A 14,824-nucleotide genomic window follows, 5' to 3' on the forward strand; every position below is an offset into this window, starting at 1 on the left:
CCACAGGGTCGATTTCTACGGCGAGTCGCTCCGACGAGTTACGTCCCTTCGACGAGTCGTTTCAGTTGTTCTGGCGGCACGGCACCGCGTGCTGCGTGCCCGTCGTAGGCGAAGGTTGGTACACCCGTCACGCCCCGTTCTCGTGCGTCGGCGAACCGTTCGAAGAGTCGTTCTCGAAGCTCATCGTCGTCCACCGCCGCTCGAATCGCATCGCCGTCGAGCCCCACGTCGGCGGCCAGGTCGGCTATCACGTCCGGGTCGCCGATGTCCCGTCCGTCCTGCCAGAGCGCCTCGAAGATGGCTTCGTCGAAGTCGAGCCACCGGTCGGGACGCTCGCGTTCTACGTAGGAGGAGGCGACCTGCGCGTTCAGCGAATCGACGTCCGTGGCGATTTCCTGTTCCATCTCGACGTCGTACCGTTCCTGGAGTCGTCGCACGTTTCGTTTCGCCTGCTCGTAGTAGTCCTCGTCTTTGCCGTCCGGTACGTCGTGGTCGATAGAGCCGTCCGGATTCCGTTTCTGGCTCCGGAGGTCGAAGGGCCGCCAGTCGATTTCGAGCGGTTCGTCGCGCGTCGCTCGATACTGGTCGAGCGACCGGCGGCCCAGATAACAGAACGGGCACACGTAATCGGAGAAGACGGTGATCTGCTGGTTCGTCTGTGGTTCACTCATGCTAGGTACTCGTGGACTGGAACGGTAAAAGAAGACGACTCCGGTGGTGGTTGCCGCTGTTCGTTCGGTCGCGTCACGACTCGCGGGAGACTGGAACCGAACGACTGAGATACGTCGAGCACTAAACGGGGATAGATGGCACTCGTGACCCTCCCGCTTCACGCCGTCACGTCCGGCGGTGGCCTCCTCCTCCCGGCCGTCATCTCGCTGGCCGCGCTGGGGTCGGTGCTCGTCCTCGCGCTGGCGACGGTCGCGTTTCGCCAGCGACGCACGCTCCCCTATCTGCTGGTGACGCTGGCGTTCGCGGCGTTGGCGGGGCAGGCGCTCGTCGGTGGACTGACCACCGCGAACTATCTCGCCGGGAGCACACATCACCTCGCAGAGCACGCGTTGGACGTGGTCGTGGTCGCCCTGCTCGTCGGCGCGGTGTACTACGCACGGACGGTGGAGACGCGATGACCGAGACACGAACCCGGATAGAGCGTTGCGTCGAATCACGCCCAGGCGTCCACTTCAACGACCTCGTCCGGCGGTCGGAACTCGCACCCGGTCAGGTCCAGTACCACGTCCGGGACTTGCTCGCAGACGACCGACTCACGAGCGAGCACCTGTACGGCAAGACCCACTACTACCCGCCCGAGTATGACGAGTGGGAGCGCTCGACGCTCGCACTCCTCCGCCGGGAAACCGCCCGCGACGTGCTCGTCTCCCTGCTAGAACGTGGGTCGGCACGACCCGCATCACTGGCGGACGACCTCGGAATCGCCCGAAGCACGCTCGAGTGGCACGTCGGCCACCTCGAAGAACAGGACCTCATCGAGAAGCGACGGAACGCGAAAAATCGAGTGACACTCGTTCCGACGCGACCCGAGGAGACCGCGCGACTGCTGGCCGCCGTCACGCCGTCGTTCCCGGCACGCATGGTAGACCGGTTCACCCGACTGGTGGACGACCTGTTGTCGGGGTGAGCTGGCGTTCTCTCGTTCACTGGCGAACCTCCCCGGAGTTCCGGCCAACACCACCCCGCCGGCTCACCGGCGAAAACGAGGCGACATCGTGGACGAGGAGGGTTTCAGTACGCTGCTCGATTACGAACCGTTTTACAGCAAAATTTCACCGTCTCTCCGAAAAAAGCTCGTTCAGCCGAGGACGTAGCGGAGCACGGGGTAGCGCTCGACCAGTGCTTCGCCACCGACTTCGTAGCGTTCGATGAGGCTGTCCAGGCCGAGGATGTGGCCGGCACCGAACGCCGCGACGGCGAGGAACACGAGCATGTACGCGAAGTCGCCGTTGATGATGCCGTGTTCGATCTCCCAGTTGCCGAAGTAGAACATCAGCATCATGAACGCGCCCCAGAACGCCGCGAAGCGAACGAACGCGCCGACGATGAGCGCCAACCCGATGAGGAGTTCGCCCCACGGGACGGCGATGGCGAGGAAGTCAGCGAACCAGGCAGTCGTGCCCATCCACTGGAACGTGCCATAGAGCGGACTGGCTTCCGGCACCGCGTTGGTCAGGTAGCCAGTCGCACTGAATCCCCCTTCCGCGACCTTCGTCCACCCGGCGTGGAGGAAAGCGTACCCCATCATGAGACGGAGCGCGAGGACGAACCACGCACTCAGGCTGTGAGCCTCACCACGGACGGTTAGGCCGCCCAATCTGCTTTCGAATGTGTTTACACCGGTTTTTGCTTCTTTAGTTGCCATTGTTCTTCACCTACATTTCGACAGACGATTGGATATCCCATATAAAGAGAAGGTGATTCCTGTGTGACGGGAACCATTCCCGACGGATGAGAATCAGTGTCGAAAACGAGTCACGGGCGAATACCGTCGGATGATAATCCGGTCGCCCCAGCGGTACTTCTCCCGCACGGTCACGATGCCGGACTCACGTCTCACTCTCGAACCTGCCCACCGCAGGATACGACGTCGTCGAAGGCGGCCCTTCGACGAGTCCGCTCACACGATAGCGGTAGCTCTCGCGAGTAAGGAACACCGGGCCGTCGAACGGGCTCGGACGAAGTATCGTCGCTGGTGCTCGGGACGTGGTACAGAAAAGCTCAGAATCGAAACACGGTACAGAAAAGTCGAACTTAGCCGAGGACGTAGCGGAGCACGGGGTAGCGCTCGACTAACGCCTCGCCGCGGATTTCGTACTGCTCGATGAGGGTGTCCAGGCCGAGGATGTGGCCGGCACCGAACGCCGCGACGGCGAGGAACACGAGCATGTACGCAAAGTCGCCGTTGATGATGCCGTGTTCGATCTCCCAGTTGCCGAAGTAGAACATCAGCATCATGAACGCGCCCCAGAACGCCGCGAGGCGGACGAAGGCACCCACGAGCAGGGCGACACCGATGAGGAGTTCGCCCCACGGGACGGCGATGGCGAGGAAGTCAGCGAACCAGGCGGTCGTGCCCATCCACTGGAACGTGCCATAGAACGGACTGGCTTCCGGCACCGCGTTGGTCAGGTAGCCGGTTGCGCTCCAGCCACTTTCCATGATTTTCACCCACCCGGCGTGGAGGAAAGCGTACCCCATCATGAGACGGAGCGCGAGGACGAACCACGCACTCAGACTGTGGGCCTCACCACGGACGGTTAGGCCGCCCACCTTGCTTTCGAACGTGTTCGCTTCGGATTTGATTTGTTTAGTTGCCATCGTTCTTCACCTACATTTCAAGAGACGACTGCTGACCCCATATAAAGAGAAGGTGAGTTCCACGGACTGAGAACCGTTCTTACGCGGTGAGAATCGATAACCGGATGTCTCGTGCTACAAGTTCTCAAACGATCGCGTCGTGAACTCAATCCGCCCGTATTGCACACGATTCGTCGGTGTACTCTACCTCCGCGATGGAGTCGATGGGGTCGTCACCGCACACGGGGCAGTCGGGATTCGGCCGATACTGTACTTCCTCGAAGCTCATGTCCATCGCGTCGTAAAAGAGCATCCGACCGTCCAGTACCTCGCCGATACCGATCAGGTACTTCACGGTCTCCGTGGCCTGGATACAGCCGACCGTGCCCGGAAGCACCCCGAGGACGCCGGTCGTCGCACAGTCAGCGACCATGCCTTCGGGTGGGGCCTCGGGAAACAGACACCGATAGCATGGCCCGTCCGTGGTGAACGTCGTCACCTGGCCTTCGAACTTGTATATCGCGCCGTGGGAGAACGGCGTCTCCGTGAGCGTACACACGTCGTTGACGAGATAGCGCGTCCGGAAGTTGTCGCTGGCGTCCACGACGAAGTCGTAGTCCACGACGAGTTCTTCGGCGTTCGACGGGTCGACCCGCCGTTCGTGCGTCTCGACGGTTACGTCGGGGTTCAGGTCCGCGACGAACGCCGCCGCACTCTCGACTTTGGGTCGTCCCACGTCGTCATCTCCGTGGATGACCTGTCGCTGGAGGTTGTTTCGTTCTACCACGTCGTCGTCCACGATGCCGAGCGTTCCGACGCCCGCCGCAGCGAGGTATTCGATGACCGGTGCACCGAGACCTCCTGCTCCGACGACGAGGACGGCGGAATCGAGGAGTGCTTTCTGCCCGTCCGGCCCAACTTCGTCCATGATGATGTGCCGGGAGTAACGGTCGAGCTGTGTCGGGTCGAGCGAGAGGCCGCTCATGGCCGCCAGTTGGGTACATCGGGCAATAAACCCGTGGTTCGGGGAGACCGAAGACTCGTGATAGAATCGCGGTAGAACACGAGTCGTCCGCCGCCGTCACTCCAAATCGTTTATCGTTCTCGCACACACGCGCCGAGATATGGTAGACAACGTGACTGTGTCGAACGAGACACGACAATCCGCCTTCTTCAAACGGTTCGTCACGACGTTCGGTCTCGGACTCCCCGGCATCGTAGCGGTCGGTGTCTCGTCGATAGATTCACTCCGCGAACTCTCGCAGTTGAGCGACCTGTCTACCTCGATGTTCTTTCTCGTCTCGGTGTTCCAGCCCCTCGTCTTGCTCGCCATCGCCTGTCTCGTCGGCACTGCACTCGCTCACCGCGTCCGACTGCGCTCGCACGTGCTGGCGCGCGTGGCCGGTGAAACACGACCCGTAACGTTGTTCGCCGCGGAGGTCCCGATCGCCGCCGGCGTCGGTGGTATCGCCGCACTCGTCGCGCTCGCTCTGGATCTCGCGTTCGTCTCGTTCGTTCCCGAACTGACCGACGTCATTGCGCTATCGGCAGACGGTGCTACCGTCGCCAGCGTCCTCGCGAGCGTTCCAGTTCGGTTCCTCTACGGCGGCATCACCGAGGAACTGCTCGTGCGCTACGGGTTCATGTCGCTCGTCGCGTGGACGCTCTCGAAACTGGTCGCTGACGAGAGACCGTCGGCCGGCGTCATGTGGACGGCCATCGCCGTTTCGGCGGTGTTCTTCGGGCTCGGACACCTCCCTGCGCTCGCTGCGTCGGCACCACTGACGCCGTTGCTCGTCGGGCGGACCGTGTTGCTCAACGCCGTCGCCGGAATCGGATTCGGCTGGCTCTACTGGCAACAGAGCCTCGAATCGGCGATGGTCGGGCACGTGGCGTTTCACGTGGTCGTCGTCGCCGCGTCACTCCTCCTCGTCCTGTAAGCGGCAACGGTGGCTGCTGCCGAAGTGTTGTTCTGTCTCCCGGTCGTTCGTCCGTCCATGCCGACCAACCGAAAGTTCCTGCTGTCGAAACGGCCCGACGGGACACCGAACCGCGACACGTTCGAACTGGTCGAAGAGAGCGTCCCGGAACCGGGACCGGGTGAAGCGCTCGTCCGCACACTGTACCTCTCGGTCGACCCGTACATGCGCGGGCGGATGCGAGACGCGGAGTCCTACGCCGAACCGTGGGACGTAGGCGACCCGCTGCAGGGTGGGGTCGTCGGTGAAGTCGTCGAGTCCAACGGCGCGGGCGTCGAAGAGGGTCAGGTCGTCGCCGGGAACCTCCAGTGGGCCGATTACGCGACTGCCCCCGGCAGTGCGCTCCAACCGGTACGCACCGACCCCGCTCCCGTCTCGACCGCACTCGGCGTTCTCGGGATGCCGGGGCGAACCGCCTACTTCGGAATGCGAGAGGTGGCCGAACCGAACGCGGGTGATACCGTTGTCGTCTCCGGCGCGGCGGGTGCGGTAGGGTCGGTCGCGGGCCAGATAGCACGTCTCTCCGGTGCTCGTGTCGTCGGCTTCGCCGGCTCTGACGCGAAGGTCGCGTTCCTCGAAGACGAGTGTGGCTTCGACGTCGGAATCAACTACCAGGAGACGGACGACTACGGGGCCGCCCTGGATGAGGCCGCACCCGGCGGCGTGGACGCGTACTTCGACAACGTCGGCGGCGAGATAACCGACGCCGTCTTCTCCAGACTGAACGTCGACGCACGGGTGGCGGTCTGCGGCCAGATTGCACTCTACAACGAACGGTCGATTCCGACCGGGCCGCGCAAACTCGGAACGCTCATCGAGAAGAGAGCGCGGGTGCAGGGCTTTCTCGTTAGCGATTTCGCACCACGATTCGAGCAGGCGACGCGACAGTTAGCCGAGTGGGTCTCGTCGGACGACATCGCGTACCGGGAGACGATAACCGAGGGCCTGGAGACCGCCCCAGACGCCTTCCTGGGACTGTTCTCCGGCGAGAACGTCGGCAAGCAGTTGGTGAAGGTCGGCGAACGCGAGGTGTAGTGTCGTTTCGGAATCCCCCGATCCGACCCGGCCACGCGGCTCTCGCCACGAGTGTCACTGAACAGAAGATGTTTACGAGACTGCATTTTCGTTCGCAGTATGTCACCGCCCACCTCCCGCGTTTCCCGACGCTCGCTCCTTTCGGCCGTCACCTCGGGGTCGTTCGCGCTCGTTGCTGACTGCATCGGCGGTCAGCCGTCGGAGTCGACCGGCAGGACGAGTACGTCGCCGACCACGAGGGACACGTCAGTCGAGACGACCACGACACACCAGCCGACACGGGTTACGCCCACCACCGACGAGTGGCGACGGTGCGACCAGCCGGTCACGCCGACGCCGCCGAAGACGACCGCCGTCACGACGAGCGACCGCGTCTCCCCGGAATCGTACCCCGAACCGCCGGAACGCCTCGCTCGCGAACCGGTCGTCGCGTTCGTGGAAGCGACCGAACGAGCGTACAAGAAAAACGAAATCATCCGAACGGAAGGGACGCGATTTTCCACTCTCACCTACGTGGACATCACGTCGCTCTCCGTCGCCGACGCGAACCGTGTCGACGGCGGCTTCGTCGTTCACGTTCGGGTCGATTTCGGCTACGGGAAACACCGTGGAGACGGGACGACGACCGCGGCGAGCGTCCACGCCGACGGGTCGGCGAAAGTCAGTTACTTCGTCGGTGACGGCGTCGTCCGGCGCGTCGAACCCGACCGGTACGAGTTCGTGAACCCGACTGAGACCGACGACGGTGCGGTGCTCTGGTGTACGCCGACACAACGGAGTCCGCGTAAGGTCTGCCGTCTTCGACGCCCTCCGTCGACCGTTTCAGTAGAGTATCTGCTGGCCGTCGGTACGACCGTGGTTGGAGCGGTCGACGGCACGAAGAATTTTCAGGGAGTGCGTCGTAGTCCTGCCGGTCATCATGAAAGTACAGGTGGGGGAAGCCGACGTCAACGAACTGGAGTGGCGAATCGATGCGGAACTGGCCGAGTTCGAGTTCGAGTGGGGGCCGTTCGAGGTCGAAATCGAGGTGGGTGGCGACGTGGAGGTCGAACTGGAACTCACGTCGAGCGGGTAATACGGAGCCACGGTCGGCCGTCTCTCGTTCGTGGCCGTCCCTCGAATCCGGTGCGCGTCTACAAATACACGTCGCATAATGCAGCCACAACCGTTTCGAGGAAGAAACCACTACCCGAAAGGAAGTGAGCAATATTCCATCCTCTCCCTTCGATAACCGCTCTCGTATCGGCTGGTGGCTGTTCGTTCTCGCGCTCGCCGTCGTCGCGGGGTTTATCGCCTACTCGTTCGTCGGGATGTTGGTGCTCGGCGTGTTCGGCTACTACGCCACGCGACCGATTTACCGACGACTCAGTCCGCTCACCGACTCGGACGGAATCGTGGCCACGCTGACGCTCGTGGTCGTCCTCCTTCCGGTGGTGTTGCTCACCCTCTACGCTGGCATCCACGTGGTTCATCAGGTTCAACAGATGCTCGGCAGTACCAGTGGCGTTCCGCTTCCGGGAAGCTTTCTCGGGGCACTGTCGAACGAACAGCGCCAGACTCTGCTCTCTGCAACGCAGAATCCACGTCAGTTCGTGACGAACCCCGGCCAACTGCTCGAAACCGGGATGAAAGCGGCTTCAGCGCTCATCGGTGGCATCCTGCTGGTAGGACTGTCGCTTACGTTCTCGTATTTCCTCCTCAAGAACGACGACGGCATCGAAGACGGCCTCACCCAGTTGTTCGGCGGGCGGGAGACGACGGCTCACGTGTACGCGTCCGCCGTCGACGAAGACCTCGAATCCGTCTTCTTCGGAAACTTCCTGTTCGTCATCGTCATGTCCCTCATCGCGGCGGTGGCCTACTGGGGGACGAACCTCCTCGCACCGCAGGGGCTCGCCGTTCCCATGGTCTTCGTGCTCGCGTTCCTGACCGGCGTCGCCAGTCTGGTTCCCGTCGTCGTCGGAAAAATCGTCTATCTCCCCGTCGTCGGCTACCTCGGAATCCAGGCGCTGAACGCGGGTGGGAACCACATCGCGTTCGTCGGGGGCGTCCTCGTCGTCTACTTCGTCGTCCTCGATATCCTCCCGCAGACGTTCGTCCAGCCGTACATGACCGGCCGTCAACTCGACGTGGTGTTGATGATGTTCGCCTACCTGCTCGGCCCGGTGCTGTTCGGCTGGTACGGCTTTTTCCTGTTGCCCATCGTGTTCGTCCTGATGCTCGAAGCGGTCCGCATCGTCCTCCCCCAACTGCTCCACGGCGAACCGCTCACGCCGACCGTCTCGATGGGTGAATCCATCGGGACGACCCCCGATGCCGTCCGCGAGAGCGCTTCTCCGGACGACGACGCCGCGACGGGCGACGCCGGGAGTAGCACCGAGTGACTGCTCGACCGTCCATCGCTTCTCCCGGTGGCCTCCGTTCCTATTTCGTATCGCGCATGTCGGTTTATCGGTAGGTGACTACAACCGCGAGAACGCACTCTCCGGACGCTGAAACCGTCGAAAAGCACCTCTCTCCAGAAGTCGCTGTCGCTGTCGATTCGGTTCACACGAAAAACTGCAGGAGACGTTACTTGCCGCGGCCTTTGCCTTTCGAGTTGCTCGGGCGGGTGTGTTCGGTACCCTTCCCGCGCTGCTGGAGGCCACGGTTGCTCTGGCCCGCGCTCGTGAGTCCGCGCTGGGCGCGACCACGGTGGGCGTCGTCACAGATCCAGTTGAGGTCGTCGTCGTTCTGGATGGCGGGGTGCTCGGGGTCCACGAGGATGACCTCGTGCCACTTCTGGCTCCCGTCTTCGCCGACCCAGTAGGAGTTGAGCACGCGAAGGTTCGGGTACTTCTTGCTGACGCGCTCTTCGGCGATGCGCTGGATGTTCTTGCGCCGTCCGAGGCGGTTGACACCCTGGCGCTTGGAACGCCGTCCTGCCTTGAAACGTTGTTTGCGCGCGCCACCTTTGCGGACGCTCGCGCGCACCACGACGATGCCCTGTTTGGCCTTGTAGCCGAGTTGGCGGGCGCGGTCGAGCCGGGTCGGACGCTCGATTCGCTCGATAGCGCCCTCGTCTCGCCAGTCCTGCTTTCGTCGCCACTGGAGTTCGGCGAGTTTGCCGTCGTCCGGGTCTTTCCATGCGTCTCGAATGTGAGAGTAGAAGCTTTTTGCCATGGTCTATCACCACGGGCGTCGAGTGGTTCAGCGTACATGCGAGTTCGACTCGCGCACGCCACATTCCGGCCTGCGTTCGCAGGTGCCCACTGGTGCCCGTCGTCCAGCGAGTTACCGGAGATTCCCGGTTCGTGGGTTTAAGAGCTTCGTCTTGGAACGGCCGCGATAGGTGAGTTCCGTCTCGTACGTGCCAATCATCCACCGAACGTGAGTGTTTCCGAGTCGAATCGCCCATCGGCCACAAAGGGTATGCCTTACTTGCAAATTCAGCCACTATCGAAAAGGCGTATCAGTGGTTATCTAACGTCATGAACTTCGTACTCCGATACGAATCCGAGGTGGTGCACTGATGGCAATTCTCGAGCTAGCGGTTGCCTTTTTCGTCCTCGCAATCATCGCCGCAGCGTTCGGTGCGGGTGGCGTCGCCGGATTGTCGATGGACGTCGCCAAGTGGCTGGTCATCGTCTTCCTCGTACTGGCCGTGCTATCGTTCGTCCTCTGAGTGGTCGCGCACCGACTCGAACGTCTCGTCGGTGATCGCTCGGGCCAACCCAGCCACGTCCACGTCGCCGACGAGTTGGGGGTACTTCCGCCGGAAGTACCCCACCACGTTCCGCACGTCCCGTTCTAGAAACTCCGCTGCGTTCTGGTGGTCGGTCGGAACTGCCTGCGGCCAGTCGAAGACCGTGACGCCCTCGCTGCTGACGAACACGTTGTACTCACTCATGTCGGCGTGGACGTACCCGTGCACGTAGGCCTCGTTCATCTCGCGGAGAACGAGGTCTAACACCGGGACGACCTGGGAGTCCTCGAACTTTGCTCGTGCGAGTTCGACGCCGTCGACTTTCTCCATCACGATAGCGTGTCGGTTGTAGTCGATGGGTCTGGGAACGCTCACGTCGGGATAGAGGGCTTCGAGCACGCTGTGTTCTCGCTCGGCGGCTTTCCGCGCCGTGTAGAGCCACGAGACGTGCTCGCGGTCGGACGTGTAATCGCGCTCTTTCATCACCTCGCGGAAGTTGGTGTAGCCCTCGCGGTGGTACTTCAACGCGAGCGGGCGGAACGACTGCACCTCGTACACGTCGCTTTCCTTGCCGACCCCGAGCGGCGAGCCGACGCCTTGGATCGTATCGCGCTCGGCGAACGTTCGAAGCGCGAGCGCGTCGTATCCCTCGAAGGTGAGGGTGTAGCCTTCGTACTGGATGGTCTTGCGCTCGAGTAGTTCGCGGTCGAGACACCGATCGACGCGGTAATCGACTTCTTCGGCTGTCAACCGCGAGAACTTCGGGATTTTTTCCTTCTGTACCCACTCGCTAAAGCGCATTCCCTGCTCGACGCCGGAGAGGAGATAGAAGTCTTCCGGCTCCAGCTCGGCCATCTCTGGCGCGACGTTCCGAACCATTACCGGCTACTAGCTGGCCGCGGCGTAAGGCAGTTGCGACAGCGAGACCGCATCGACGGTGGTCGGTGCTGGCCGGGTGGTGTTACTCGCTCGGCGTGTCCGGCGAGCGAGGGGAGGAATGCGTCCCAGGTTGCTTGTCGGCAGTTCCTTTGAGGGGATTCGGTGACCGAACGAGGGCAATCGCACTCCACATGAGTCCCGTGAGGACCGCTTGAGTCCCGTGAGGACCGCTCCGAACGCGGAGAGCGTCATGCCGAGAGTGGCGAAAGCCGTTCCGTAGATTAATCCGATCACTGCCGACGGGAGGTCGGTTCCGAGTGGAATCGTCGCCATCTCGTCACGGAGGGTGGGGACGAGTACGACGAGCGAGAACACGTTTCCAGCGAGGAAGACGAGGTCTTGTCAACTCATCGTATCACCACACTCGATTTTACCGCTCGACTCCCTTCAATACAGTGATTAGATGTATGTAATTAACGTTCCCGGCGTGTCGCGGTTCCTCGATTTCCTTCGACGAGATCGATTCTTCGAAACACTGCCGAGAACTCCGGTTCTGTGCCCGACAGGCGCTGTCTTTGGCTGATTTTCTCAGCCCTGATTCCAGCTGGTTCGCCACGCGATAAATTCCATTCTGCTATACGAAATTCTATTCGGACGAACAGGTTCGGAGGATAGAAAAATACAAACCACTAGATCGGATATACGACTGGATTTCGTCACGTTCAGTCGGTTCTGGCGTCGTCATCTGGTATGACGACGCCGAAAACCGAAGACGCGGTGGACGCCCTGGTCAAGCAAGCTGAATCTCTCTGTGCGGTTCACGACCATATCACCCGCGTTATTGCCGATCTCGACATATCCGAAGAGGAGTTCTCTGACCAGTATTCGCATGCCAGCACGACCGACTTCGCGTTCGAGTCGGTCGTGCGTATGTTCCTGTATCAACACGCTCGTGGGTTCACCGACAGCGAACTTCATCGCCGCCTGAAGGGCACAGCCTACGTATTCATCCGGTTTGAACTCGGACGACCACCGACCCAGCAGGCGCGGGCGGCCTGCTCGACGAGCCGGTCAAAGACTTCGTCAACGACGTGTTCGAGGTCAGTGAGAAAGCGATCGACCGCGTCTCTCGACGGCGGTCGATCGAAGCCACAGCTCAGCCAGACAACCGCGTTCCGCAGCTCTCGTTCAACAGGACGGATGCCGTAGATGTCCTTGTAGTAGCAGTGAAGTAAGCCACGCATCAGCTCTGGTGGTTCGTGGTCTCGTGTTCGCCCCGTCTGCGCCGGGGCGAACACGTCGAACTCTTCGAGAAACTCGAAGGAGAGGTGCTCGAACAGCGCTAGCGTCTCTGTCTCCACGACATTGAAGAAGGACTCTACCGAAGGATCATCTTGCAGGGTCGCTGAACTCATTCCACATCAGCGTTCACCCTGCTCTTTGGTGTGCTAATCGTTCTATGACACCCTCAAACCAGTCTACGCCGCCGATCTCGATCAGATCGAGAAGATCGAAGCGCACCCGCTCGCCGACGTCGCCGTCGAGCGAGCGGTGACGCTCTCCGTGGACGGTCGCTCACACGAGCTCAGTTTCATGTACGTCCCGTCTACTGAAGAAGACGGGACGTACGCCGTCTTCACGGCAAATCGCGACGTAACGCCCGACCAAGCAATGGGACTCACCGCACAGTACAGCCGGCGGTGGCAGATCGAAAGCGAGTACAAGAGTATCAAGAATCACTTCCTCCCCGCCACAGCCTCGACAGATTACCGCGTGCGGCTCCTGTACTTCGTCCTTGGCGTCGTCATGTACAACGTCTGGCGCCTCACGAACCTCCTGCTTCGTGAGGCGCTTCCGTCAACCTCGGCGCAAAGCCGCCACTCCGCGCTGGCGAAGTCGTCGAACTCATCGGTTTCTGCCTCGCTCCGCCCGACTGATCGGTGAAAGACGCCTAGACCGCGGGACTCGGGAGTGACAACTCCCTCCCGAGTCCCGCTTTGGTACTCCATCTCTTCGGATATCACGACTCTCCACCCAATCGGTACACTGATCCTGTCGAACCCACACTCACCTCCGCCGCGAAATACTGGTTTACACCTCCATTTCGTTTGTATTTTCGACATCCTCCGAACCTGTGGAACACACGACCCCCTGGGTAACGGTCGATTCGAGGTGAGAGACCGCCTTTGCCCTCGAGTGGTTCGAACGTCGACTGGCCCGTGACCACCTCTTTTCAGACCGTCTTCACGCAGAATTGGCAGGTGCGAGTAGTTACTTGTGTCCCCACAAGCAAGAGAGGCCATGGACTCGAAACGGGAACTGCTGAACGCCCTACTTTCGAACGCCCGTGAGAGCACTGCCGACCTCGCACGGCAGACCGGTCTTTCGGAGTCGGAGGTCGAATCGCTCGTCGCCGAACTCGAATCCGAGGGTGCAGTCCGGGGCTATCAGGCGGTCGTGGACTGGAACCAGTTGCCGGACGAACACGTCGAAGCGGAAGTCGAGTTGAACGTCGAACTCGACCGGGAAACCGGCTACGAAGAAATCGCTCGGCGAATCGCCAAGTTCCCCGAGGTGGCGTCGCTTCGACTGGTCAGCGGCGATTACGACTTCGCTATCGACGTGGAAGGAGAGTCGATGCACGACGTGTCGAACTTCGTCGCCGAGCAAATCGCGCCGATTCCAGAAGTGACTCAGACGGTGACCCACTTCGTGATGGAGACGTACAAGAAACGAGGCATCGAGTTCGACGACCACGACGATGACGACCGTCTCTCCATCTCGCCATGAAACCGGCCAACCGCGTCGAACGGGTGCCCCCGTCGGGTATTCGCCGATTCTTCGAACTCGCGGAGGAACGAGAGGACATCATCTCGCTGGGCGTCGGAGAACCGGACTTCTCCGCCCCGTGGGCCGCGCGTACCGCCGCAATCGATGCATTAGAGCACGGCCGAACATCGTACACCGCCAATCGCGGACGACGCGACCTGCGGGAAGCCATCGCAGACCACGTCGCGCGATACGACCTCGACTACGACCCGGACGAGGAGATTCTGGTGACCGCTGGAGCGAGCGAGGCCGTCGACCTCTCGATGCGGGCGCTGGTCGACCCCGGCGACCGCGTCGCGGTCCACCAGCCGTCGTACATCTCCTACGTTCCGGGCATCGTCTTCTCCGGCGGCGAGCCGGTTCGGGTGCCGACCCACGCGACGAACGACTTCGTGCTCACCTACGAAGCGTTGGAGGACGCAGGCGCAGACGAGGCCGAGGCCCTCGTGCTGTGTTATCCCAACAATCCGACGGGTGCGACGATGACCCGCGACGAACTCGGGGAGATCGCGGCGTTCGCCCGCGACAACGACCTGTTCGTCCTCTCGGACGAGATTTACGCCGCGCTCACCTACGAGGGCGACCACATCTCCATCGCCACCTTCCCCGGAATGCGCGAGCGGACGGTCGTGTTCAACGGCTTCTCGAAGGCGTACGCGATGACTGGCCTCCGCCTGGGCTACGCGCTCGGCCCGAAGGAGGCTATCGACGCGATGAATCGCATCCACCAGTATTCGATGCTCTCGGCTCCGGTGACCGCACAGTACGCCGCGCTGGAAGCGCTCCGCAGTTGCGACGATGCGGTCTCGGAGATGCGTGACGAGTACAACCGTCGGCGCAGATTCGTGCTCTCGCGCTTCGAGGAGATGGGTCTCGACTGTTTCGACGCCAGCGGTGCGTTCTACGCGTTCCCCGCCTGCGACGGCGACGACGAGACGTTCGCCGAAGAACTCCTTCGAGAGCAGGACGTCGCCGTCGTGCCAGGAAACGTCTTCGGCGCTGGCGGCGAAGGCCACCTGCGCGTCTCCTACGCGACGGGCATGGCCGACCTCCGCGAGGCGATGAACCGCATCGAGAGGTTCGTCCGACGACGATGACGAGTCGA

Annotated in this window: 18 protein-coding genes and 1 pseudogene; 10 read left to right on the plus strand and 9 right to left on the minus strand. The window is 61.9% G+C overall.

What is annotated here, in order from left to right; translation table 11 throughout:
• Positions 1–38: 38 nt before the first annotated feature.
• Positions 39–671 (minus strand): DsbA family oxidoreductase, encoded by a 633-nt coding sequence (locus tag ACR3FF_RS03650; protein WP_458186140.1) that lies wholly within the window; start codon positions 669–671, stop codon positions 39–41.
• Between the two features lie 135 nt (positions 672–806).
• Between ACR3FF_RS03650 and ACR3FF_RS03655 the strand changes: the two genes are divergently transcribed.
• Positions 807–1,130 (plus strand): DUF7471 family protein, encoded by a 324-nt coding sequence (locus ACR3FF_RS03655; RefSeq protein ID WP_458186141.1) that lies wholly within the window; start codon positions 807–809, stop codon positions 1,128–1,130.
• Positions 1,127–1,639, plus strand: coding sequence for a winged helix-turn-helix transcriptional regulator (locus ACR3FF_RS03660; RefSeq protein WP_458186143.1), 513 nt, complete (start codon positions 1,127–1,129; stop codon positions 1,637–1,639). The genes ACR3FF_RS03655 and ACR3FF_RS03660 overlap by 4 nt, the downstream gene beginning before the upstream one ends.
• Positions 1,640–1,810: 171 nt before the next feature.
• On the opposite strand, the gene ACR3FF_RS03665 is transcribed toward ACR3FF_RS03660, so the two are convergent.
• The 3 genes from ACR3FF_RS03665 to ubaA form a co-directional block, all read right to left on the minus strand.
• Complete coding sequence (locus ACR3FF_RS03665) at positions 1,811–2,377, minus strand: DoxX family protein (protein ID WP_458186145.1); 567 nt, start codon at positions 2,375–2,377, stop codon at positions 1,811–1,813.
• Positions 2,378–2,766: 389 nt separating this feature from the next.
• Complete coding sequence (locus tag ACR3FF_RS03670; RefSeq protein ID WP_458186147.1) at positions 2,767–3,333, minus strand: DoxX family protein; 567 nt, start codon at positions 3,331–3,333, stop codon at positions 2,767–2,769.
• Between the two features lie 145 nt (positions 3,334–3,478).
• Positions 3,479–4,297: an SAMP-activating enzyme E1 gene (gene ubaA, locus ACR3FF_RS03675; RefSeq protein WP_458186148.1), complete on the minus strand. Its 819-nt coding sequence runs from the start codon at positions 4,295–4,297 to the stop codon at positions 3,479–3,481.
• Positions 4,298–4,436: 139 nt separating this feature from the next.
• Between ubaA and ACR3FF_RS03680 the strand changes: the two genes are divergently transcribed.
• On the plus strand, positions 4,437–5,252 hold the full coding sequence (locus tag ACR3FF_RS03680) for a CPBP family intramembrane glutamic endopeptidase (protein ID WP_458186150.1): 816 nt from the start codon (positions 4,437–4,439) through the stop codon (positions 5,250–5,252).
• Positions 5,253–5,309: 57 nt separating this feature from the next.
• Positions 5,310–6,326, plus strand: a complete 1,017-nt coding sequence (locus tag ACR3FF_RS03685; protein WP_458186151.1) for an NADP-dependent oxidoreductase — start codon at positions 5,310–5,312, stop codon at positions 6,324–6,326.
• A gap of 246 nt (positions 6,327–6,572) precedes the next feature.
• Here the strand turns inward: ACR3FF_RS03685 and ACR3FF_RS03690 are convergent, their stop codons facing one another.
• The gene (locus ACR3FF_RS03690; RefSeq protein ID WP_458186153.1) at positions 6,573–7,100 is read right to left on the minus strand and encodes a hypothetical protein; all 528 of its coding nucleotides are present in this window, start codon (positions 7,098–7,100) and stop codon (positions 6,573–6,575) included.
• 145 nt (positions 7,101–7,245) lie between these two features.
• Here ACR3FF_RS03690 and ACR3FF_RS03695 point away from each other — a divergent pair, with 145 nt between their 5' ends.
• Complete coding sequence (locus ACR3FF_RS03695) at positions 7,246–7,401, plus strand: hypothetical protein (RefSeq protein WP_458186155.1); 156 nt, start codon at positions 7,246–7,248, stop codon at positions 7,399–7,401.
• A gap of 124 nt (positions 7,402–7,525) precedes the next feature.
• Positions 7,526–8,710 (plus strand): AI-2E family transporter, encoded by a 1,185-nt coding sequence (locus ACR3FF_RS03700; RefSeq protein WP_458186157.1) that lies wholly within the window; start codon positions 7,526–7,528, stop codon positions 8,708–8,710.
• A gap of 187 nt (positions 8,711–8,897) precedes the next feature.
• Here ACR3FF_RS03700 and ACR3FF_RS03705 read toward each other — a convergent pair whose 3' ends face one another.
• The gene (locus tag ACR3FF_RS03705; RefSeq protein WP_458186158.1) at positions 8,898–9,488 is read right to left on the minus strand and encodes a 50S ribosomal protein L15e; all 591 of its coding nucleotides are present in this window, start codon (positions 9,486–9,488) and stop codon (positions 8,898–8,900) included.
• Positions 9,489–9,843: 355 nt separating this feature from the next.
• On the opposite strand from ACR3FF_RS03705, the gene ACR3FF_RS03710 reads away from it, so the two are divergent.
• Positions 9,844–9,990 (plus strand): DUF1328 family protein, encoded by a 147-nt coding sequence (locus tag ACR3FF_RS03710; RefSeq protein WP_458186207.1) that lies wholly within the window; start codon positions 9,844–9,846, stop codon positions 9,988–9,990.
• Here the strand turns inward: ACR3FF_RS03710 and ACR3FF_RS03715 are convergent.
• The 3 genes and pseudogenes from ACR3FF_RS03715 to ACR3FF_RS03725 form a co-directional block, all read right to left on the minus strand.
• Positions 9,973–10,890: a serine/threonine-protein kinase RIO2 gene (locus tag ACR3FF_RS03715; RefSeq protein ID WP_458186160.1), complete on the minus strand. Its 918-nt coding sequence runs from the start codon at positions 10,888–10,890 to the stop codon at positions 9,973–9,975. The genes ACR3FF_RS03710 and ACR3FF_RS03715 overlap by 18 nt on opposite strands.
• Positions 10,891–10,899: 9 nt before the next feature.
• Positions 10,900–11,265, minus strand: coding sequence for a hypothetical protein (locus ACR3FF_RS03720; protein ID WP_458186162.1), 366 nt, complete (start codon positions 11,263–11,265; stop codon positions 10,900–10,902).
• Between the two features lie 674 nt (positions 11,266–11,939).
• Positions 11,940–12,305 (minus strand): annotated as a pseudogene (locus ACR3FF_RS03725) (IS5/IS1182 family transposase); the annotation flags it as partial.
• A 136-nt stretch (positions 12,306–12,441) separates the two neighbouring features.
• Here ACR3FF_RS03725 and ACR3FF_RS03730 point away from each other — a divergent pair.
• The 3 genes from ACR3FF_RS03730 to ACR3FF_RS03740 all read left to right on the plus strand — a co-directional run bounded on the left by ACR3FF_RS03730 (position 12,442) and on the right by ACR3FF_RS03740 (position 14,816).
• Positions 12,442–12,834 carry a hypothetical protein gene (locus ACR3FF_RS03730; RefSeq protein ID WP_458186164.1) on the plus strand — a complete coding sequence of 131 codons (393 nt, stop codon included), beginning with the start codon at positions 12,442–12,444 and terminating at the stop codon, positions 12,832–12,834.
• Between the two features lie 357 nt (positions 12,835–13,191).
• Complete coding sequence (locus ACR3FF_RS03735; RefSeq protein ID WP_458186166.1) at positions 13,192–13,680, plus strand: Lrp/AsnC family transcriptional regulator; 489 nt, start codon at positions 13,192–13,194, stop codon at positions 13,678–13,680.
• Entirely contained in the window at positions 13,677–14,816 is a 1,140-nt protein-coding gene (locus ACR3FF_RS03740; RefSeq protein ID WP_458186168.1) for a pyridoxal phosphate-dependent aminotransferase, read from the plus strand. The genes ACR3FF_RS03735 and ACR3FF_RS03740 overlap by 4 nt, the downstream gene beginning before the upstream one ends.
• Positions 14,817–14,824 lie beyond the last annotated feature (8 nt).

It is taken from the genome of Haladaptatus ordinarius (assembly GCF_054177595.1).

Bases quoted from the DNA above. Each gene is read 5' to 3' on its own strand.
- ACR3FF_RS03650 (WP_458186140.1), bottom strand. From the start codon at position 671: ATGAGTGAACCACAGACGAACCAGCAGATCACCGTCTTCTCCGATTAC.
- ACR3FF_RS03655 (WP_458186141.1), top strand. From the start codon at position 807: ATGGCACTCGTGACCCTCCCGCTTCACGCCGTCACGTCCGGCGGTGGC.
- ACR3FF_RS03660 (WP_458186143.1), top strand. From the start codon at position 1,127: ATGACCGAGACACGAACCCGGATAGAGCGTTGCGTCGAATCACGCCCA.
- ACR3FF_RS03665 (WP_458186145.1), bottom strand. From the start codon at position 2,377: ATGGCAACTAAAGAAGCAAAAACCGGTGTAAACACATTCGAAAGCAGA.
- ACR3FF_RS03670 (WP_458186147.1), bottom strand. From the start codon at position 3,333: ATGGCAACTAAACAAATCAAATCCGAAGCGAACACGTTCGAAAGCAAG.
- ubaA (WP_458186148.1), bottom strand. From the start codon at position 4,297: ATGAGCGGCCTCTCGCTCGACCCGACACAGCTCGACCGTTACTCCCGG.
- ACR3FF_RS03680 (WP_458186150.1), top strand. From the start codon at position 4,437: ATGGTAGACAACGTGACTGTGTCGAACGAGACACGACAATCCGCCTTC.
- ACR3FF_RS03685 (WP_458186151.1), top strand. From the start codon at position 5,310: ATGCCGACCAACCGAAAGTTCCTGCTGTCGAAACGGCCCGACGGGACA.
- ACR3FF_RS03695 (WP_458186155.1), top strand. From the start codon at position 7,246: ATGAAAGTACAGGTGGGGGAAGCCGACGTCAACGAACTGGAGTGGCGA.
- ACR3FF_RS03705 (WP_458186158.1), bottom strand. From the start codon at position 9,488: ATGGCAAAAAGCTTCTACTCTCACATTCGAGACGCATGGAAAGACCCG.
- ACR3FF_RS03715 (WP_458186160.1), bottom strand. From the start codon at position 10,890: ATGGTTCGGAACGTCGCGCCAGAGATGGCCGAGCTGGAGCCGGAAGAC.
- ACR3FF_RS03735 (WP_458186166.1), top strand. From the start codon at position 13,192: ATGGACTCGAAACGGGAACTGCTGAACGCCCTACTTTCGAACGCCCGT.
- ACR3FF_RS03740 (WP_458186168.1), top strand. From the start codon at position 13,677: ATGAAACCGGCCAACCGCGTCGAACGGGTGCCCCCGTCGGGTATTCGC.